Annotated in this window: 18 protein-coding genes; 11 read left to right on the forward strand and 7 right to left on the reverse strand. The window is 46.2% G+C overall.

Annotated features, from left to right (window positions below; all coding sequences use genetic code 11):
* Window positions 1-81: 81 nt before the first annotated feature.
* Entirely contained in the window at window positions 82-1362 is a 1281-nt protein-coding gene (locus ACPUEK_RS01280) for a hemolysin family protein (RefSeq protein WP_067215769.1), read from the forward strand.
* A 4-nt stretch (window positions 1363-1366) separates the two neighbouring features.
* Here ACPUEK_RS01280 and ACPUEK_RS01285 read toward each other — a convergent pair whose 3' ends face one another.
* Window positions 1367-2302 carry a LysR family transcriptional regulator gene (locus tag ACPUEK_RS01285; RefSeq protein ID WP_067215772.1) on the reverse strand — a complete coding sequence of 312 codons (936 nt, stop codon included), beginning with the start codon at window positions 2300-2302 and terminating at the stop codon, window positions 1367-1369.
* A 157-nt stretch (window positions 2303-2459) separates the two neighbouring features.
* Between ACPUEK_RS01285 and ACPUEK_RS01290 the strand changes: the two genes are divergently transcribed.
* Window positions 2460-3116 carry a nitroreductase family protein gene (locus tag ACPUEK_RS01290; RefSeq protein ID WP_425642024.1) on the forward strand — a complete coding sequence of 219 codons (657 nt, stop codon included), beginning with the start codon at window positions 2460-2462 and terminating at the stop codon, window positions 3114-3116.
* Between the two features lie 77 nt (window positions 3117-3193).
* Here the strand turns inward: ACPUEK_RS01290 and ACPUEK_RS01295 are convergent, their stop codons facing one another.
* Window positions 3194-3577, reverse strand: coding sequence for a VOC family protein (locus tag ACPUEK_RS01295; protein ID WP_425642025.1), 384 nt, complete (start codon window positions 3575-3577; stop codon window positions 3194-3196).
* Between the two features lie 301 nt (window positions 3578-3878).
* Here ACPUEK_RS01295 and ACPUEK_RS01300 point away from each other — a divergent pair, with 301 nt between their 5' ends.
* The 3 genes from ACPUEK_RS01300 to ACPUEK_RS01310 are packed head-to-tail and all read left to right on the forward strand — an operon-like array spanning window position 3879 to window position 7552.
* On the forward strand, window positions 3879-4832 hold the full coding sequence (locus tag ACPUEK_RS01300; RefSeq protein ID WP_425642026.1) for a SphA family protein: 954 nt from the start codon (window positions 3879-3881) through the stop codon (window positions 4830-4832).
* Window positions 4833-4844: 12 nt separating this feature from the next.
* Window positions 4845-6065 carry an MFS transporter gene (locus ACPUEK_RS01305; RefSeq protein WP_425642027.1) on the forward strand — a complete coding sequence of 407 codons (1221 nt, stop codon included), beginning with the start codon at window positions 4845-4847 and terminating at the stop codon, window positions 6063-6065.
* A 47-nt stretch (window positions 6066-6112) separates the two neighbouring features.
* Complete coding sequence (locus tag ACPUEK_RS01310; RefSeq protein WP_425642028.1) at window positions 6113-7552, forward strand: amidase; 1440 nt, start codon at window positions 6113-6115, stop codon at window positions 7550-7552.
* A 91-nt stretch (window positions 7553-7643) separates the two neighbouring features.
* On the opposite strand, the gene ACPUEK_RS01315 is transcribed toward ACPUEK_RS01310, so the two are convergent.
* Complete coding sequence (locus ACPUEK_RS01315) at window positions 7644-9242, reverse strand: methyl-accepting chemotaxis protein (RefSeq protein ID WP_425642029.1); 1599 nt, start codon at window positions 9240-9242, stop codon at window positions 7644-7646.
* Between the two features lie 246 nt (window positions 9243-9488).
* Between ACPUEK_RS01315 and ACPUEK_RS01320 the strand changes: the two genes are divergently transcribed.
* Both ACPUEK_RS01320 and ACPUEK_RS01325 read left to right on the forward strand, forming a co-directional pair.
* Window positions 9489-11417: a B12-binding domain-containing radical SAM protein gene (locus tag ACPUEK_RS01320; RefSeq protein WP_425642030.1), complete on the forward strand. Its 1929-nt coding sequence runs from the start codon at window positions 9489-9491 to the stop codon at window positions 11415-11417.
* 14 nt (window positions 11418-11431) lie between these two features.
* On the forward strand, window positions 11432-11761 hold the full coding sequence (locus ACPUEK_RS01325) for a YnfA family protein (protein ID WP_067033215.1): 330 nt from the start codon (window positions 11432-11434) through the stop codon (window positions 11759-11761).
* 58 nt (window positions 11762-11819) lie between these two features.
* Here the strand turns inward: ACPUEK_RS01325 and ACPUEK_RS01330 are convergent, their stop codons facing one another.
* The 4 genes from ACPUEK_RS01330 to ACPUEK_RS01345 all read right to left on the reverse strand — a co-directional run bounded on the left by ACPUEK_RS01330 (window position 11820) and on the right by ACPUEK_RS01345 (window position 15375).
* A complete protein-coding gene (locus ACPUEK_RS01330) occupies window positions 11820-12572 on the reverse strand; it encodes a substrate-binding periplasmic protein (RefSeq protein WP_067215802.1) in 753 nt (250 codons plus the stop codon).
* A 55-nt stretch (window positions 12573-12627) separates the two neighbouring features.
* Window positions 12628-13290 (reverse strand): LysE family translocator, encoded by a 663-nt coding sequence (locus ACPUEK_RS01335; RefSeq protein WP_417504905.1) that lies wholly within the window; start codon window positions 13288-13290, stop codon window positions 12628-12630.
* A 66-nt stretch (window positions 13291-13356) separates the two neighbouring features.
* Window positions 13357-14151 carry an AraC family transcriptional regulator gene (locus ACPUEK_RS01340; RefSeq protein ID WP_067033209.1) on the reverse strand — a complete coding sequence of 265 codons (795 nt, stop codon included), beginning with the start codon at window positions 14149-14151 and terminating at the stop codon, window positions 13357-13359.
* 147 nt (window positions 14152-14298) lie between these two features.
* Window positions 14299-15375 carry an alkene reductase gene (locus ACPUEK_RS01345; protein WP_425642031.1) on the reverse strand — a complete coding sequence of 359 codons (1077 nt, stop codon included), beginning with the start codon at window positions 15373-15375 and terminating at the stop codon, window positions 14299-14301.
* A 259-nt stretch (window positions 15376-15634) separates the two neighbouring features.
* Between ACPUEK_RS01345 and ACPUEK_RS01350 the strand changes: the two genes are divergently transcribed.
* From ACPUEK_RS01350 to ACPUEK_RS01365, 4 genes are all read left to right on the forward strand, one after another.
* Entirely contained in the window at window positions 15635-16888 is a 1254-nt protein-coding gene (locus ACPUEK_RS01350) for an MgtC/SapB family protein (RefSeq protein ID WP_425642033.1), read from the forward strand.
* A 53-nt stretch (window positions 16889-16941) separates the two neighbouring features.
* Window positions 16942-17352, forward strand: a complete 411-nt coding sequence (locus ACPUEK_RS01355) for a DUF1294 domain-containing protein (protein WP_425642034.1) — start codon at window positions 16942-16944, stop codon at window positions 17350-17352.
* Between the two features lie 425 nt (window positions 17353-17777).
* On the forward strand, window positions 17778-17987 hold the full coding sequence (locus ACPUEK_RS01360; RefSeq protein ID WP_067033204.1) for a cold-shock protein: 210 nt from the start codon (window positions 17778-17780) through the stop codon (window positions 17985-17987).
* Between the two features lie 237 nt (window positions 17988-18224).
* The gene (locus tag ACPUEK_RS01365; RefSeq protein WP_425642036.1) at window positions 18225-19151 is read left to right on the forward strand and encodes an N-acetylmuramoyl-L-alanine amidase-like domain-containing protein; all 927 of its coding nucleotides are present in this window, start codon (window positions 18225-18227) and stop codon (window positions 19149-19151) included.
* The last annotated feature ends 38 nt before the right edge of the window (window positions 19152-19189 follow it).

Genomic DNA, 19189 nt, shown 5'->3' on the forward strand with positions numbered 1-19189 from the left:
AAAACGCCGTTAATGGACACCAGCGCCGTCTCAAAGCACTGCCCCAAGCACGGTTTAACATCGTGCAAGTGAGGGGCCGTAATGGGTGATTTCTTTGGTATTGGTCTGTTGGTTATATTTGGCGCGCTCTTCGCCATGTCTGAAATCGGTATGGCGGCAGCACGTAAAATTAAGCTGCGAGTGATGATTGAGGACGGCAACGAAAAAGCGCAAGCAGTGCTCGCGTTACAGCAAAACCCTGGTGCTTTTTTTGCCATGATTCAGATTGCTCTGAATGCGATTTCAATTCTTGGCGGCATTGTGGGTGAGCAAGCTCTAACACCCTATATGAAAGAGTTGGTAATAATGGTTTATCAAGGGCCATTACTCGACCAAATCAGCTTTATTCTTTCATTCTTAACACTCACCTCGTTGTTTATTCTTTTCGCAGATTTGTTACCCAAACGCTTGGCCATCATTATGCCTGAAGCTGTTGCAATACGAGTGGTCACACCGATGCGCTGGATAACGTTTTTATTAATGCCATTGGTCTTTTTCTTTAATGGTTTCACCAATGCAGTTTTACGCTTGTTGAACTTACCAACGAAGCAAGAAGAATTAGTCACCACTGAAGATATCGTCGCGATGATGGACGCAGGTGCCGAAGACGGCAGCTTGCAAAAACAAGAGTATCAGCTGATCGGTAATGTGTTTGAACTGGACACTTTGACCATCGGCAGCGCTATGACGCCCCGTGATCAAATTATTTATTTCGATGCCAATGAAAGCAGTGAAGACATTAGTCAGAAGATCATCGAGCATCCTCATAACGATTTTCTAGTATGTGATGGCAATCTCGACAAAATACTCGGCGTGATCGAATCGAAAGAAATTTTGCGGATGGTGTTAAAAGGCGAGAAAGCCTCTATTCTGCCGTCTCAAGTTGAAAAAGATTTGTTCTATTTGCCCGAAACCTTGACCCTTTCGGAAGCACTTAATGCCTTTAAAATCGCACCGCAACCGTTTGCCGTTGTGGTCAACGAATACGGTACCGTAGTGGGCTTAGTCACCGTAAAAGACTTACTCAGCAGTTTTATGGGCGACTTAATCACACCACAATACGCTGAACAAATCGTTCAACGCGACGCAGCCTCATGGTTAATCGAGGGCTTGACCCCGATTATTGATGTCATGCGAAGCCTTGAGATTGATGAGTTTCCCGACCGTAATCAATACGAAACCATTGCTGGTTTTGTTATTTATAAATTGAAACGCCTACCCAAACGTACAGACTCATTTATCCATGAAAACTATAAGTTTGAAGTGTTGGACTTAGAAGGGGTACGCGTTGAACAGCTACTGGTAACGCGTCTACCAGTGTAAATAGCTATGACAAAGCCTCTTTTGACAATAACTCACGTTCTATCAATGCAGACAGCAGTGCGTGGGTTCGCTCACGAAACATATCTCGCAATAAACGAATGGTGGGAGTGATCGTTTGGCGGCTTGGGTATATAAGCCAAAGCTCTCCCATTGTTACTTGATAGTTTTGCATCACCGGAATCAACTTGCCTGTTAACAAGTCATCCGCGATATCCAAGCTCGACTTGACTGCAATACCTTTACCGGCAACGCACCAGCGCCGAACTAACTCGCCATCGTTTGCCGAACGATTTGAGTTCGGTTTTACCTTATATACGCCTTGCTCATCATAAAATTGCCATGTGTCATTCAAGATGTTCTGCAGTTGGTAAAACAAGCCATTATGGTGCTTCAATTCACTCGGTGTTTGCGGTTCAACGTGTCGCCTCAGATACTCTGGGCTAGCACACAAAACACGTGGCACATCACAAATTTTAAAACCATATAGACTGGAATCAGGCGGTGCGCCATAGCGTACTGCGATGTCCAACGCATCACGATAAAAGTCGATATTACTATCACTCAAATGCGCACGAACTGACACTTGTGGGTGTGCTTCAAGAAAATCATCAATCCAAGGCATAACTAGGTTACGGCCTAAATCTGATGACACCGCGACACGGACCTCACCGCTGATAATACCTTGCTCTTGATGTACCGCTTGCCTCGCTAGATCTAGCCCCATCAAAGCTTGTTGGCATTGCGGAATATACCGCTCTCCAACATTAGAAAGACGCAGCTGACGTGTCGTACGAATAAATAATTCGGCCCCTATATAGGCTTCGACACGCTTTACGGCCGCGCTGGCAGTAGCCGTTTGCATGTCCAGCTGCTTAGCCGCAGCCGTAATGCTGCCAAGCTCTGCGACTTTTAAGACTACTTCTAGATCTTGGATTTGCATGGACGTTTATACCCAATGTGTGCCAGAAACTTATTATCAATTTATTTTTGATAAAATTTCAACTATTAGCCTATTTTTATAATCAAGTGAATTCCTTAGCATAGCCTAACTTTCAAAGCATCTGTCTTGCTAGAACACTGAATAATTGAGGCTCACTATGACCCACCCTATTATTTCTGATTTATCGAAACGCTATACCACAAAACTCTACGATGCGAAAAAACGCATACCAGTAGCAGATCTAACAGTTATTTATGAAGCATTACGTCTATCTGCTTCATCCATTAATTCGCAGCCATGGAAGTTTATTGTGATTGAAAGCGATGCCGCTAAGCAGCGTTTACACGACTCATTTGTGAATAAATTTCAATTCAATCAGAAACACGTTAAAGCGGCATCCCATATCGTGCTATTTGCGCATAAAACCCATTACACACGAGATGACTACGCAAAAGTCATTGAGCAAGATATTGAGGCTGGTCGCACTCCTGAGGCGAATCGTGAAGCGGCATTCGGAGCGTTCGCCTTTGCTGAGCTGAATACAGACGCTGAAGGTAATACGGAAACGTGGACCAAAGCTCAAACGTATTTAGCGCTGGGCAACACGCTGCATACTTTAGCGCGCTTAGGCATTGACTCTACTCCCATGGAAGGCGTTGATCATGAGATGCTAAGTGAATTGTTCGCAGATGAACTGCGCGGTTATCGCTGTGATGTTGCACTGGCCATGGGTTATCGCAGTGACGAAAATGACTACAATGCACCACTGCCAAAATCCCGCCTAGCATCGCATCAAGTCATACACGTTCTGTAACAGGCGAACAAACTTGCTGTTATAAAAAAAGAGGGCTTAGATTAGCCCTCTCTTCATTACATCAAGTGTTGAGCTAATTAGCCTGACACCTTATGCATCGCACAGATTTTATTACCCGCAGGATCTCGTAAATACGCCAGATACAGTTGTCGATCGCCGCTTTGGCGAACACCCGGTGGGTTTTCAATCGGCTCACCGCCATTGGCTTTACCCGCTGCGTGCCACGCATCGACTAATTCGGGACTGCTGGCTTTGAAACCAATTGTCATACCGTTACCATGCGTCGCAGGCTCACCGTCAATAGGCTTAGTCAGCAGAAACACCGACTCATCACTAAGGTACACACAGCGTCCTTTATGATCGTAAAAACCTTCGTTATAACCCAATACCGATAAGATCGCATCGTAAAACACTTTTGACTTTTCTATATCATTCGCGCCGAGCATTACATGACTGAACATTTAATATTCCTCTTTGGATGGGAGTACTGACACTCTGCTACAGCCTTGCTGAATTGTCTATCTGCCTAGCTTTCAACCCTATTCTTTCCTCGATTACAAAGCACTATCGCCACCCGTTAATGACGTTCGAATGCGTCACGAATTGAGTGTTTTTTCGACAAATTTTGAGGTTCTCATCATGCCCAACACAGTAATTCGCTTGCATAAAGTTTGCTAATATTGGCTAACGCCTGCCTTTTTATTCGCTGTAATGTGAAATTGTTGATTAAAAAAACTAAAAAAATCACATTAGGAGCGCACCATGAAAAAGATAGAAACCCCCTATTATAAATATGCTGGTTTGACACTGGCACTTACCTTCTCCGCCTTAGCCTCTGCCACTGAGAGTGGATCCCCTTCTACCGCCGTAGGCGTTTATGATTTTGGCGCAGGTTACTTACCACCAGCGACTGAAAACGGCACCATCGCAACACGTATCAATGTTTACAGTGCTGACAAGCTGGCCAACAACAATGGTGACAGCACACCAGGACAAGACTTCAACTTAGACGTCCTGTCGGTGTCAGCTGTGTATTTGAATATGACAGATACGGAAATATTAGGCGGACGTTATGGCTACTCTGCCATTGTTCCATTCTTACGAATGGATGGCAGCATCTCAGTTTCTGTGCCGGGTGTCGGTACCGTGTTTGAGGACAGCGCTGAGCTCTTTAAGCTCGGTGATATTCAGTTCATTCCACTTATGTTAGGTTGGAATCCCGCGCCCAATATGGCATTCAATACCCAGTTTGCTATTCAAGCCCCCACTGGCGACTACGATCAAAACCGTTTCATTTCTCCGGGTCTAAACCATTGGGTTTTCACACCAAGCGCGGCTTTCTCATACATCAGCCAAAGTGGCTTCGAGGTTTCCTCAAACTTCCAGTTAGACATCAGCACTAGAAATGACGATACGGATTACAAAAATGGTTTGGAATTTCGCCATGAGTTTGCTGTAGGCCAACATGTCGATGAATGGACTGTGGGCTTAGGTGGCTATTATTACCGCCAGCTAACCGACGACAAAACTGGCAGCAACTACGCTGGTCAGCCAATTGTCGATGGCAACAAGCTTGAAGTCTTAGCATTAGGGCCTGCTATCAGTTACTTCTCTCCGGGCAAACCAACCGTGCTGTTCCATGCTTACAAAGAGTTCGATGCAAAGAATCGTACAGAAGGCTATAACGTAGCCGTCCGTGTCGCGCATTCATTCTAGGGGGAAGCCGTAATGACTGATCAAACTATCGTTAGAAAAGCGACCGCTGGACGCGAAGGTATTCTCATCGCACTCGGAAGCAGCTTAACCATCATGGGCTCTGTTATGGTCGCGCCCATGTTACCAAAGATGGGCCAAGAATTTGGTCCACTCAACCCTGATGCGGGCACATTACTACCGCTGGCAGCAACCGGCCCAGCCTTAGCGATTGCGCTCTTTGCGCCGTTTGCAGGCTGGCTATCAGACCGTTTGGGACGCAAAGCGATGCTGATCATCGCAACCATTCTGTATGCCCTGCTAGGCGCTTTACCGGCTTTGCAAACAGACCTAAACGATATCGTCATTTCTCGTTTCTTATTTGGCTGTGCCGAAGCCGTCATCATGACGTGCTGTACCGCTTTAATCGCCGACTACTGGCATGGGGAGGAACGGTTCCGGTTTGTTAACTTCCAAGTGGTCTCGATTGGTATTGTCGGCTCCATTTTCTTCGTCATTGGCGGTGTCTTGGGTGAAGAGTCATGGCGCACACCTTTCTATTTGTACTTAGGACCACTATTGCTGGTTCCCTTTATGGCAAAAATCTTATGGGAACCTAAGAAAAACCGCGAATACTTACCACCGGCTGATCCTGATGCACGCGTGGCCTTTACCCCCTTGATTGTAGGCTACCTTATGATTTTGGGCGGTATGGTACTGAATTTCATCGTCCCCGTTCAGGCACCTGCCTTACTCGTCGCCATCGGCGTGACATCGACGACTAAAATCGGTCTGTCAGCAGGTTTGGGCCTTCTTGCGACACTAGGTGGATCGCTAACGTGGCCACTACTACGACGCTTGATTGGTTTATATGGCTGTAATGCGTTGCTCATGGCTCTGTTAGCCGTTGGTCTGTGGCTATTGGCCAGCGCCAAGACCTACAACGATGTGTTATTTGCGGTATGTATTCATGGCATTGGCGCCGGAATCATGGTGCCAAACGTCATGGCGTCGGTGATGAATGCCTTACCCGATGCGGTTCGTGGTCGTGGGATTGGTGGCTTTACGTCGGCATTGTACTTAGGCCAATTTATCAGCCCTATTATCGTCGGAATGATCATCGGCACCACGCAAACAGATCTTGTCAGCGCCATTACATATTTAGCGTGCGCCAGCCTTTTCGTCTCGGCGCTTTGGATCGTATCCAAACTTTTTGTCGGTGGCAGCACCCCCGTAAACAGCGACAGTGCCGTGTAATGCGGCGCTAAATTGCGCATTTCAGCAACGATTTAGTAGGTAATAGTATGAAAGACATTCATTCACTGATGGACCAATGTGACGGCATAGCATTGGCCGAACAGGTCAAAAAGAAAGAAGTAACGCCAAAAGAACTTCTAGAGGCCAGCATTGAGCGCCTAGAGAAAGTGAATCCGAGTATTAATGCGGTAGCCGAAAAACTGTACGACAGCGCTCGTGAAGCACCAGCCACAACCGGTGCTTTTGAAGGCGTACCTACTTTGGTCAAAGATCTCTTCGCGCCAATGCAAGAAGCACGTATGAGCAATGGCTCACTCGCACTGGGCGAAGCCCGTCCAGGTTTGGATGACTCGGTAGTATCACGCCTTCGAGCCTCTGGTTTGCGTTTTATTGGCACCTCTACAGCGCCTGAGTTTGGTATTTCATACACGACTGAATCAACCCGCTTTGGCGCTACCCGTAACCCATGGAATTTGGATCACAGCGCCGGCGGTTCGAGCGGCGGTGCCGCGGCGATCGTGGCCGCTCGTGTGGTGCCTTTTGCGCATGGCAACGATGGCGGTGGCTCGATTCGTGTGCCATCGTCTTGCTGTGGTTTATTTGGTTTAAAACCAAGCCGGGGCTTGGTACCCAGTGGTCCATTAGTCGGTGAAGGCTGGGGCGGAATGGGCTGTGTCCACGCTCTAACGATTTCCGTTCGAGACAGCGCGGCATTACTTGATGTCGTGTCAGGTGCAGATTTAGGCGCGCCGTATGCCGCACCAACACAACAAATGTCTTACCTTAATTCCTTGCAACAGACTGTCAAACCATTACGCATTGCTTTAGTGGAAGATGCTGGCCCATGGCCTCTTTCTGCGGAAGCCCTCGCCAGTGTTCGACATACCGCCAAGCTATGTGAAAGCCTAGGGCACTCGGTTGAAATCGTTAAGTTCCCGGTCGATTTGCCGTCGTTTTTCAGCAGCGCTTTTGATGTGATCGCACCCAATACATTGAGCTATGTGCAATTACTGGGTGACATGCGCGGTGCGCCAGTCAAGGATGAAGAGCTGGAAGCTGGAACACGTATAATTTTACGTGAACGGGGTAATATCAGTGCCGTAAAATACACCCAAGCCATTGAGCACTTTCATCGATTAGGTCGAGAAATGGCCGGTTTCATGCAGAATTTTGATGTGTTATTGACACCTACGCTAACACGAGAGCCGCCTAAAATCGGCGACATTCGTACACTAGATGCAAATGCGTCATTAGACGAATTTATTCAACAATCTCATGGTTACTGCCCTTTCACGGCCGTCTTTAACTCGACAGGACAACCGGCGATGTCGGTGCCGCTGTACTGGACTCAAAATAACTTACCTCTTGGGTCACAATTTGTCGGCCGCTTTGGTGAGGAATCCACCTTATTGCAACTGGCAGCACAGCTAGAACAAGCCCAGCCTTGGGCCAATAACATCCCACCCACTAACGCACGTTCAAAGTAATTTAATAGCTAAAATGATAAAGCCGCCTACGATGCCAACGTTAGGCGGCTTTCTTGTATGACTGGCGCTTTATGAGAGATCTGACTACAGGCTAGATTTTAAAGAACTCTAATTGCTTCTTCACATCCGCACTGCTGTTCATCACATTCTGACCGGAGCTTTTGCCCTCTTCCGCATTGCGCTGCGTCAGATCACGCACTGAATGCATCTTGTGATTAATATCATCCGTCACCGAAATTTGCTCAGCGACTGAAGATGCAATTTGATTAGCTTGCTCAGAAATGCGTTCAATACGCGCCAAAATATCCCGAGTTAGCTCATTGCTTTCAGACACGCTTTTGCGTGAGCTATCCACTAGCGTCAAACTATTTCCCATTTGGCTTACTGCTCGTTGGCTAGCTTTGTTCAACTTCGATAGCAGCGCTTCAATTTCATTCACACTGTCTTGTGAGCGCTGCGCTAACGCGCGAACTTCGTCAGCAACAACCGCGAATCCACGGCCAGTTTCCCCGGCACGCGCCGCTTCGATGGCCGCATTCAAAGCCAGCAAGTTAGTCTGCTCTGAAATGCCGCGAATAACACCTAGAATGGTTTCAATATTATTGGTTTCACTGCGCAGTTCCGTCACCGCCACATTGGTTTCATTTAACGTCGCTACCAAATTATCTGTTTCAGACAGCGTTTTATGGGCAGTGGTAAGACTGTTTTGTGCAACACTGCGTATGCCGTTTGCGGCTTCAGAAGAATCCTGCGTGCTCTCGGAAATACTGCGGTTACTCGCTGACATTTGCTCTAACGCCACGACAACAAGCTCGGTGTTGTCCATAATATCCGTCGAGCGTTTACCTGCTTCTTTATTGGCTTGCAGTACACCTAGGCTGTTTTTGTTAACGGCGTCTACTGCGCCCAATATATTCGTGATCACAGAACGTAAATGCTCAGTAGAGGCATTGATTGCGCGCCCTAAATCTGCAATTTCGTCATCACCGTTCACGTCTACAGGTTTGTTTAAATGACCTTTTGCCATTTCTTGAGCGGCAGCTCTTACGCTTTGGATACGTCTTACGATGCTACCAGAAATGGCATAGCTCAAGGACAGCGATACGATAAGCGTTAAAATGATCGCCCCCCAGAAACTCCATTCAATTTCTGAAATTAAGCTTTCGGTGTCACTTTTAGCCGCGGCTACAGCACTATCATTCGCTTCTGAAAAGCCTTCAAACTCATCCATTAACGCAGTATAAGAATTCATGAACGCTGAGAACACAGGGAAAGGCGCTTTGTGATCCGGTGTATTTTGCATCGTTGATACAAACGTTTTGGTTTTGGCCTGAAAGTCTTTAACCAACACGTCTAACGCTTTTAGCGCTTGCGCATCCCCTGAATAATCTGATTTTAGATTCTGAAACAACCCAGGCGTTTTGGCATACGCTTCATTGATGGTTTTTAAATAAGGTGGAATCTGGTTGTCTAATGACAACAAGTACCCAATTTGTAACCCTCTGACATTTAACACAATGTCCACTTGGGTTTCTTTAATACGCTCTAAGTTAACCGATACGGAATGGTTTTCACTATAAAACCGCTGAAAACTATTGGCCAAATCCGTACTTTTTGACTTAATGACGATAAGAGCAACCAAAAAGACGAAGATAATTGAGGAGGTCAATATCGTAAATTTTGTTCTCATTGAAAACCTGTTCATAGCGTATTCCCTTCATCGATACTGCCTGAGAAATGATGTCTTCACGCTGTTTTGTCAGTGACATTTTTATTACTTTAATCACTAACAAGACAACCAGCGTCATCCGTTATATTAGTTCCACTTATAGAACTACTTAACCTAATAAAACACAAGAAAGCGCACGGTTTATTTCGCATGTTTAGTGCTAAAATAGCGGCCTATTTCTATATGCTCTGCATTTCAAGGTAACCCATGACTGTTCTTCTAATGACTCCTCCCATGACGCAACTGAATACGCCGTATCCAGCGACAGCGTATCTGACCGGTTTTTTACGCGCCCAAGGGTATGAGGCGGTGCAGCGAGATCCAGCCATTGAACTGTTTTTGGAAATGATGACGCAACAAGGTTTAGACATCATGCGCCAACATGTGGAGGATAATTTCGAACAATTTGAAGACGATGAGCTACCGGATGCGATATTTACTTTTTTAGCTGAGTTTGATCGCTATCGTCTGTGTGTCGAGCCCGCGATTCGGTTCTTACAAGGTAAAGACCCTAGTCTTGCCATGCGCATTAATACGCGTCGTTTTCTACCAGAAGGGCCGGCGTTCGATGTTATTGAACAAATGGAAGCAGTGTCTGGCGATGTGCTAAAAAAAGCCTTTGGCGACTTAGGTGTACAAGACAAAGCCAAATACTTGGCGACCTTGTTTATCAATGATCTCTCGGCGGTGATTACTCAAGGCGTCGACCCTTACTTTGAAGTCAGTCGTTATGGCGAACGCTTAGCGGCGGCAAACCCAAGCTTTGATGATCTGTATAACACCCTAATGTCAGAGTCGACGTTCAGCTCAGAGATCCTTGAGCAGCTTGTTGAAGCCTACTTAGAAGAAACTCAACCCAGCGTCATTGCACTGACTGTGCCGTTCCCCGGCAATATGCTCGGTGCATTGCGCATTGCGCAAACCTGTAAAGAGATCAATCCCGATATACCGATCGTCATGGGCGGCGGTTTTATCAATACCGAGCTGCGCGCACTGAAAGACACCCGGGTCTTTGAGTTCGTAGACTTTATCTGTGTCGACGATGGCGAACGTCCCTTTATGACCTTGCTGGAATATTTTGATGGCAAACGTGACGTTGACGATCTGGTGCGCACCTACTTCCTTGCTCAAGACCAAGATGGTGAGCCATTTGTCTATTTCAATGACAACAAGGCCCTACATGATATTCCTCAAACGGAAGTCGGTGCGCCAATATACGATGGCCTGCCATTGAGCGAGTATTTAGCTTTATGTGAGATGCTCAACCCGATGCACCGTATTTGGAGCGATGGCCGCTGGAACAAACTGACCATTGCCCACGGTTGTTACTGGAAGAAATGCAGCTTCTGTGATGTGAGCCTCGACTACATCGAACGCTACGACTACGCTGGCGCAGACATCCTAGTCGACCGGATTGAGCAACTGATCGAAGAAACCGGCCAAACGGGCTTTCACTTTGTCGACGAAGCCGCCCCGCCGAAAGCGCTGTTTGCGATGGCCGAGCGCTTGATTGAACGCGGTGTGGTGATTAGCTGGTGGGGCAACATTCGCTTTGAAAAAACCTTTTCACCGGAAAAATGCCAGCTACTAGCCGACTCGGGGTGTATCGCCGTCAGTGGCGGATTGGAAGTCGCGTCGGATCGTTTACTACAACTGATGAAAAAAGGCGTTAGCGTGGAGCAAGTCGCCCGTGTCACCAAAGGCTTCAGCGATGCCGGCATCTTAGTACACGCGTATCTGATGTACGGTTTCCCGACTCAAACTGAACAAGAAACCGTCGACGCTCTCGAAATGGTGCGTCAAATGATGTCTCAAGGCTGCTTCCAGTCAGCTTACTGGCACCGCTTTGCGGCGACCATTCACAGCCCTATCGGTATCAACCCAGAAGAATATGGTATCACCTTAGCGGAGCGCCCTGACACGTTATTTGCTGAAAATGATGTGGACTTCTTCGATCCAACGAACGTTGATCATGACATGCTGGGCAACGGCCTTCGCAAAGCTCTGTATAACTACATGCATGGCATCGGCTTTGATCAGTCGCTGAGTTTCTGGTTTGACCAGTCAGTCGCACGCCCTACCGTAAAAAAAGACCTGATCAGCAAAGCGTTTAGCAACTTGATTGCCAGTGCTTAACTCAAGGATTTGTCATGCCGGAACTTAAAACGCTTGGACTTTTTTTATTGACGGCCTTGGCTGAGATCGTAGGCTGCTACTTGCCTTACTTGTGGTTACGCGAAGGCAAGCCCATTTGGTTATTGCTGCCTGCAGCTCTGAGTTTAATGCTGTTTGCGTGGTTGCTGACTTTGCATCCGACGGCGTCGGGCCGTGTTTATGCGGCGTACGGCGGCGTGTATATTTTTGTGGCGGTATTATGGCTTTGGACGGTTGATGGCATCCGTCCTTCCGTCTGGGACTTGATGGGGTCTGCGGTCGCGTTACTTGGCATGGCCATTATTATGTTTGCACCGAGAAACTAACCTCAAAAAGCGATTTCAACTCTAAAAATCACTCTTCAAGAACAAAATGTGGGTCTAGCTAGTGCTCCAATGCGCTCACATTGTATTTTTCAAGCAACGCTTGATAACGACCATTTTCTTTAATCTTACTGAGCCCACGGTTAAAGTGGGCAATGATTTCTTCACGATTTGGGTGTTGTTTAGAAAGCATCAATGACAATGAGTTATGAGCTAACTTTTTTTCGACAAAATCCAATTTATCAGCAAAGCGTTCAGGTTCAGTTTCGATCAAATACTCCACCATCCCTTGATCCCTTACCGTCATATCCACACGTTTCTTTATCACCATGTCTAATGCCTGCTTTTCATCACCGACATACGTTTTATCTAGTGCGTCATATTGATCAAATTGCTCTTCGTTAACGGCATCAATTAACAGAACAAAGCTGTAAGGGATTAAGTCTTCTAGCTCTTGCCATTGGATGTCAGCGTTTTTTCTTTTGACCATGACGGCATGATTGATTAAAAGCACATCGCTAAACACAAACTTCTCACTACGCTCTTCGCTATACCAAGCGGCAACAGCGTCCTTCCTTACAGCTTCAACCGATGCCATCGCTCTCGCCCAAGGCATGATAACGTAATCTATGGTCACGTCTTCTTCTGCAAATGCTGACTTGATTAACTCAATGACTAGACCACCGCCCTCAATGTTAGCCGAGGTGTAAGGAGGCCACTCATTTGCAGTCAGAGAGACATGCATGTTTTCCGCCCATGAAAATGGACTCATTGCCGCCCAACATAAAATTAACCATTTACTGAAATTCATCATATATTTGCCTCTTATGCTAATCATGCCATAAAAATCCATTATGAAAGGCAAAAGATTAAGTCATCACAAAATTGATCATCACCAGTTGATATAAAATGGTAGCACCCAATAGAGTAAACACAACTCCGCACAACATATCGATGTATCGGCTTATTCTGCGAAGCCCGCTTTGCATAGCAGGGCGAGTCAGTAACCAGGCCAACATAGCAAACCAAGTAAACGATAAGCCCCAAATAATGATCAAGGCTGCACTCTTGCCTGCGGTGGACATCCCCACCGGAACCAAGCTCGACATGAGGCTAATAAAAAACACCAATGCTTTGGGGTTCAATAAATTCGTCATAAAGCCACGACAAAACGCTAAACGCTTATTTGCCAGCATCATAGCGTTATCAGCCACTATTGAAGCAGAAGGCACACGCCAATGCTTCCACGTTGCGAATAAAGCGCCTAATCCTAAATACAACAAGTAACTACCACCTGCGCCCTTAAGTAGCGCAAAGAGTGTCGGATGTTGGTGAACAATATAACTCACCCCCGTCACGCTAAATATCGCATGCGTCAAAATCCCCAAAGATAAGCCTAGAGCAATATAAATCCCTGTTTGACGCCCAAAACGCGTGGCATTTTGTACGACTAAGGCAAAGTCAGGGCCTGGACTCATTAGAGCAATAAAATGCACCGTCGCCAGAGTGATAAGAATAGATACTTCGTTCATATAGGTCCTCCATTGCAGAAGACTGTACCACTTCAATAAAAGCGCTCGCTTGTAAAAAACTAACAGCTAACGCACTTGCGAAGGTGTGAGACCAAAGGTGTGTTTAAAAGATTTGCTAAAATGCGCTTGATCATAAAAGCCAACTTGGTGAGCTACCTCGGTGCTCGATAAGTTGGTCTTTAATAGCTTCATGGCCTGCTCTAGACGTAAACGTGTGAACCACGCATAGGGCGTCATACCAACCGAGGCTTTGAAGTGTCGTTGAAACTGCGTCGGCGTCAACTGACACAATTCGGCCAATTGATGAAGATGTACGGAATCTGCTAGGTGCGCCATTAAAAAATCACGTAACATTTCCAGTGTTACTCGCCCAATACGCCTTTCTTCTAACCGCTTAGTTTGCCCATATTTAGAGACAACCGCCGAAAAGCTTTCATAAGGCAAACAATCCTGCGCCAATTGACTCAGCTCACCTGAACGCAGTGCAAGATGGGTGCGTCTAAGTAAGGTAAAGACGTTAGAGTCGTTTAAAACAATACTTTTGAAACCTAATCCTGAACGGATATTTGATTCACTCAAGAAGTGATCGAACCATTCTGGCTCAATCGAAAACACATGCGAATGATAACCTGAATGAGCCATAGATCGACCGTCGTGTAACGTATCAGGCGGCATCACGACTACGTCGCCGGGGCCAACATGATATCGCTCTCCCGCACATACAAACTGTTGTTGGCCTTTTGTAATAAGGCCAAAGTGATAATCAAGATGATAATGTCGTTCAAATTCAAACGACTGATATTGCCCCGAAATCAAACTAATCGCACGATCTGGTGAACTGAAATGCTGCACGCTGTCCATAAGCCCTCCTCACGCCATAGCATAGATGACACTGAGTTCCATTGTCTTGTAAAAAATAGACAACCTAGACCTTACTCAGTCTCAACGCTTGCACGCCAGTTCAGTCCTAAAAAAACCGCCTTAGCAGCGGTTTTTTTGAATCCTCGTTTATGCATTCATAAAGGGATAATCGGTGTAACCTTCGGCACCATCCGTATAAAACGTCTCAGGGTTAGGCTCATTCAGCGACGCGTTGATTTTCGCGCGCTCGACAAAATCAGGGTTCGCCAATATGGCCTTACCAAATGCGACACTGTCGGCTTGATGATCAGCAATGGTGTGACCAGCTTCTTCAACACTGTATGCCATGTTAACCATCAGATGACCTTGGTAGGTATTGCGCGCCACACTGACAACATCGGCATGTTGCTGATCAAAAAAGTCCGCACGCATTACGTGCAGGTAGGCCAGATCGTAACCATTTAAGAGATCCGCAAGGTAGCGCATCCATTCCACAGGATCACTGTCGCGCATACTATTAAAACTGTTGAGCGGTGACAGACGTAAGCCCACACGTCCCGCACCCATTACCTCCGTAACTGCGTCGAGTATCTCCCGTAGAAAACGAGTACGATTTTCCAAAGAGCCACCATAGATATCTTCGCGTTGATTGGCGCTGTCACGTAAAAATTGGTCAATCAGATAACCATTGGCGCCGTGAATCTCGACGCCATCAAAGCCTGCCTCGCGGGCGTTAATCGCGCCTTGACGGAAGTCTTCTACAACCTGTTGAATCTCTTCCACTGTTAATGCACGTGGTACGGTATACGGCTTTTTCCCCTCCGGCGTGTGGGTGACGTCGTCAATCGCAACGGCACTGGGCGCCACGGCCTCACGTCCATTGTTAAACAGTGGATGTGCAGCGCGTCCTGCATGCCAAATTTGCATAAAAATGCGGCCATCGGCTTTATGAACCGCGTCAGTGGTTAGCTTCCAACCGTCAATTTGATCTTGATTGTAAATACCAGGATCGTGACCAAAAGCGGAGGTGCCTTCGGATACCATGGTGCATTCCGAGATCAACAGCCCAGCGCTGGCGCGTTGAGCGTAGTATTCGGCCATCAGCTCATTGGGTTGATGATTGATCGCACGAGTACGCGTTAGAGGCGCCATGATCACTCGATTAGGCAACTCTAATGTGCCTAGCTTAACTGGGGTGAACAGCGCTGTGTTTGATAAAGACATTCTCTACTCCAAATCGTCGAGTATTCATTAAGATAAATACGATATGAGGTGACTTAACGGCGTTTCAATCCCAAGCACGTTTGTTGCTGATAATTTGACTTTTTAGTCAGCCTTTGTAACACCCCTCTCAGCTCAGCCCAGCTTTAATCAGACGCTCATCATTTTTAACAGGGTTTCAACACCGCTTTTCATATCTTGTGTTACGCTTTTAGAATGACGGTAAAAGCCGTTCCTTCAATAAAAACAATAGGATGGTGCTATGCAGTTTAGTGAATCTTCCGTTGTATTGCTGGCGATTGCCTTATCTTTGGGGCTGCTAATTGGCGTTGAACGAGGTTTTAAATACCGCGACCAAAAAGAAGGCTCACGCGTTGCTGGTCTGCGAACTTACGGCTTAACCTCTCTCTTAGGGGCGGTCTCCGCCATGCTTTCCGAGAGTCTTGGTAGTTATTTACTTGGCGTTTTTTTTGCCGCATTGGCTTTTGCTCTGACTGCGTCTTACGTCGTAAACAGCACTCGTGAGCGCGCCTCGCTAACCTCTTTGATCGCTTCGCTTCTAGCGTTTTGTTATGGCGCAATGGTTATGCTGGGGTATGTCGTGGAGGCCTCTTCACTTTCGGTTATTACAACGCTACTGCTCAGTTTAAAAGGCGAACTACACCGTTGGTTATGGCTGATTGAAAAGAAAGAACTGTGGGCAGCGTTGGAGCTATTGCTGATTTCAGTGGTGATTTTGTCAGTCATCCCAAATGAAGACATGGGGCCTTGGGATGCGCTGAACCCCTATGAAATCTGGTGGATGGTCGTGCTAATTTCCAGCATTTCGTTTGTCAGTTACTTTGCCATTAAATTTGCCGGAGCACGCAAAGGCATCATGGCCACTGCGTTGTTTGCAGGCTTTGCATCGTCTACCGCTTTAACGTTGCAATTTTCTCGAATGGCTAAACAAGTCCCTGCTGCATCCCCATTGTTGGCGGCTGGTGTTTTGTTTGCATGCGGGACCATGTACCCACGCGTCCTGCTGGTTGCAAGTGTTATTAACCCTGACTTACTGATGCCATTAGCCATACCAACGCTGACCATGGCGGTACTCACCTATTTGCCAGCCTTTTGGCTCTGGTATCGAGGTAATCAATCCGTTCCTGAAGACATCGCACCACCTGCCTCCCCTCTTTCTATGTGGTCAGCATTGGGGTTTGGTCTATTACTTACCGCCATTTTGCTACTTAGTAGCGGCCTTCAAGCCACACTAGGAGACGCTGGTATTTTAATATTAGCGGCAGCTTCGGGCGTCGCCGATGTCGATCCAATTAACTTATCTTTATCAGGAATGAGCCGTGAAAACCTTGCGCTAGAAACAGCCGTACTGGGTATCGTCATCGCGGCATCTGTCAATGGCCTGCTTAAAGCCGGTTTAACCATCGGTATTGGAGGAAAAGCCATGTTGATTCGCGCCAGCATCCCGTTGATGATCGCCAGCGCAGTGGGGCTCTTATTAGTGCTTGTTATTTAATGCGTTCGAAGACACGCTAACGCTTTATTTTTCTACTCATTAAGGACATAAGCTTGCCACCGATTTATGCAAAATGGCTTTCCATAAGCACCCTATTGAGCCTGACGTTCGGTGCTCTGAATTTAATTATGGCGATTTGGTTAAATCGACAAATAACGTTATTTGTCGAGCTTAAGCCCCTGTACATGTGGTTGTTGATTAGTTTTGTTGTCTCGCAGAATGTATTTCTTATGCCGCTGCTTTACTGGTATGACAAACGTCAATCTAAACAGCGTAATAAAGAGCGTATACCTGAGCTTGTCTTACATATTTTCGCCTTATTGGGCGGCGGTTTAGGCGCGCTATATGGTCAAACGCACTTTCGCCATAAAACGCAAAAACCAATGTTTAAGGCCACCGCGTGGCTTGGCATTATCATCATCGGGTATGTTGGGTATCTGGTTGGACAAAAACAGATTGGCTAAGACGAGAAGCGACCGACTCATGTTGCGTGACCTTACTTAAATTCCCATATCAGTCTATTTTTTAAAATTTCATCATTCTGACTTTTTTTATTGTCAATGTAGGACTGTGGTCAGTGTACCGAAGGTATTGCGATGTCAAAATGATGAGGCGTCGTGACAACGTTGCAGAGTGTTCACTTCGCATCCTTTACGGGCACTTTGGAGAAAATCACAATTATTTTAGCGAAAAATGAAAATAACCTTTGACATAGTTAATGATTGGCCATATATTAATCGCAGCTAGAAAGTTTGCGTTTTTTACATCCTCGTTACGTCGCGTTATTAGTAGTAGTCCTTCGTCTTGTAAGATCTAAAATATTGTCTTTTTTTCCGCTACATCCGCCATTTAATGGCACTTATTATTTTTTATCTACAGGATATACATTATGTCTAATAAAACGACTGGTACAGTAAAATGGTTCAACGAAACTAAAGGCTTCGGTTTCATTCAACAAGAAAACGGTCCTGACGTATTCGCTCACTTCCGTGCAATCGAAGGTTCTGGCTTCAAAACTTTGACTGAAGGTCAAAAAGTTGAGTTCGTTGTAACTCAAGGCCAAAAAGGCCCTCAAGCTGAAAACATCGTTGCTCTTTAATTTTTAATTAAAGTAGCACAAAAAAAGAGGCGATACCGCGAGGTATCGCCTCTTTTTTTTGCCTCTTTCTCTCGATTACCTTCCTAGCTTTACCCTCCCGCTATTTCAGTTACACTCACCACAAACCCACGGCTTACAAAGGTTAGCCACTAGTGCCCAACATCATTCTGGTGCACACTAATTTATACATGGCTCTAACTAAGGCTCATTATGCTATCTTCTATATGCAAACTTCCAATGACTCTCGTCTTAACATCGATCGCACTGCATGCAGCTCAAAGTCACGCGCAACCAGAATTTTTAACTCTGATCGACAGCATAGCCAACACAAAAATGACCACCGCTAACCGCATGGAAGTGCTAAGTGCCAGCCTCATGAACAGGCCTTATGTCGATGGCAACCTTGGCGAAGGTGAAAAAGGTCGATATGACCAAGACCCATTATTTCGATTTGATGTGTTTGATTGCACAACCTATGTCGAAACAGTACTCGCTGGCGCCTTATCGAGCCATGCGCAAGACTTTCCACGGCATATGCAGAAGATTCGCTATCAACAGGGTATTGTTTCATTTGTAACACGCAACCACTTTACCAGTGCAGACTGGATACCCAACAATCAATGGTTGCTGGAAGATATTACGGCAAAGGTTGGACAAGGCTTTGAACGGTTCGCAGAAACTGTCATCGATAAGAAAGCATGGTATCAAGCCATGTCAGAAGACCGCCTTCAAGGGCTATCAACCACGGTCAATAAACAAACATTGCTGGATGACTTACATCAGGAAGGCTTACCATTCTCACCTGAGCCAGTAAAAACACCTTATATTCCGCTTACGGCATTATTCATTGTTCAACCTGCGAGAGCTGACACCACTCAATCGTACGTAGAAGACACCGACATCAATCAGGCACTACTCGATCGTATCCCTTCAGGAAGTATTATCAGTATGGTCAGACCCAATTACGATGTGAAGCAGTGGATTGGCACAAATCTTAATGTGACGCATCAGTCCATTGCGATTCGAAAGGATGGTCAACTGTATTTGCGCCACGCCAGCCAGTTGCAACGAAAAGTAGTAGACGAGCGTTTCACGGACTACTTTAGCAAGTACCTAATTAACTCTTCACTTAAAGGCTTTAATATTCAACAACCGACTTTTTAGACACAAAAAAGCCACGCTCTAGAGAAAGCGTGGCTTCG

Source organism: Marinomonas gallaica (genome assembly GCF_049821165.1).
In the GTDB taxonomy this organism is placed as follows: Bacteria; Pseudomonadota; Gammaproteobacteria; order Pseudomonadales; family Marinomonadaceae; genus Marinomonas; species Marinomonas gallaica.

Coding starts and splice junctions, on each gene's coding strand:
- ACPUEK_RS01280 (WP_067215769.1), top strand. CDS start 82: ATGGGTGATTTCTTTGGTATTGGTCTGTTGGTTATATTTGGCGCGCTC.
- ACPUEK_RS01285 (WP_067215772.1), bottom strand. CDS start 2,302: ATGCAAATCCAAGATCTAGAAGTAGTCTTAAAAGTCGCAGAGCTTGGC.
- ACPUEK_RS01290 (WP_425642024.1), top strand. CDS start 2,460: ATGACCCACCCTATTATTTCTGATTTATCGAAACGCTATACCACAAAA.
- ACPUEK_RS01295 (WP_425642025.1), bottom strand. CDS start 3,577: ATGTTCAGTCATGTAATGCTCGGCGCGAATGATATAGAAAAGTCAAAA.
- ACPUEK_RS01300 (WP_425642026.1), top strand. CDS start 3,879: ATGAAAAAGATAGAAACCCCCTATTATAAATATGCTGGTTTGACACTG.
- ACPUEK_RS01305 (WP_425642027.1), top strand. CDS start 4,845: ATGACTGATCAAACTATCGTTAGAAAAGCGACCGCTGGACGCGAAGGT.
- ACPUEK_RS01310 (WP_425642028.1), top strand. CDS start 6,113: ATGAAAGACATTCATTCACTGATGGACCAATGTGACGGCATAGCATTG.
- ACPUEK_RS01315 (WP_425642029.1), bottom strand. CDS start 9,242: ATGAGAACAAAATTTACGATATTGACCTCCTCAATTATCTTCGTCTTT.
- ACPUEK_RS01320 (WP_425642030.1), top strand. CDS start 9,489: ATGACTGTTCTTCTAATGACTCCTCCCATGACGCAACTGAATACGCCG.
- ACPUEK_RS01325 (WP_067033215.1), top strand. CDS start 11,432: ATGCCGGAACTTAAAACGCTTGGACTTTTTTTATTGACGGCCTTGGCT.
- ACPUEK_RS01330 (WP_067215802.1), bottom strand. CDS start 12,572: ATGATGAATTTCAGTAAATGGTTAATTTTATGTTGGGCGGCAATGAGT.
- ACPUEK_RS01335 (WP_417504905.1), bottom strand. CDS start 13,290: ATGAACGAAGTATCTATTCTTATCACTCTGGCGACGGTGCATTTTATT.
- ACPUEK_RS01340 (WP_067033209.1), bottom strand. CDS start 14,151: ATGGACAGCGTGCAGCATTTCAGTTCACCAGATCGTGCGATTAGTTTG.
- ACPUEK_RS01345 (WP_425642031.1), bottom strand. CDS start 15,375: ATGTCTTTATCAAACACAGCGCTGTTCACCCCAGTTAAGCTAGGCACA.
- ACPUEK_RS01350 (WP_425642033.1), top strand. CDS start 15,635: ATGCAGTTTAGTGAATCTTCCGTTGTATTGCTGGCGATTGCCTTATCT.
- ACPUEK_RS01360 (WP_067033204.1), top strand. CDS start 17,778: ATGTCTAATAAAACGACTGGTACAGTAAAATGGTTCAACGAAACTAAA.
- ACPUEK_RS01365 (WP_425642036.1), top strand. CDS start 18,225: ATGACTCTCGTCTTAACATCGATCGCACTGCATGCAGCTCAAAGTCAC.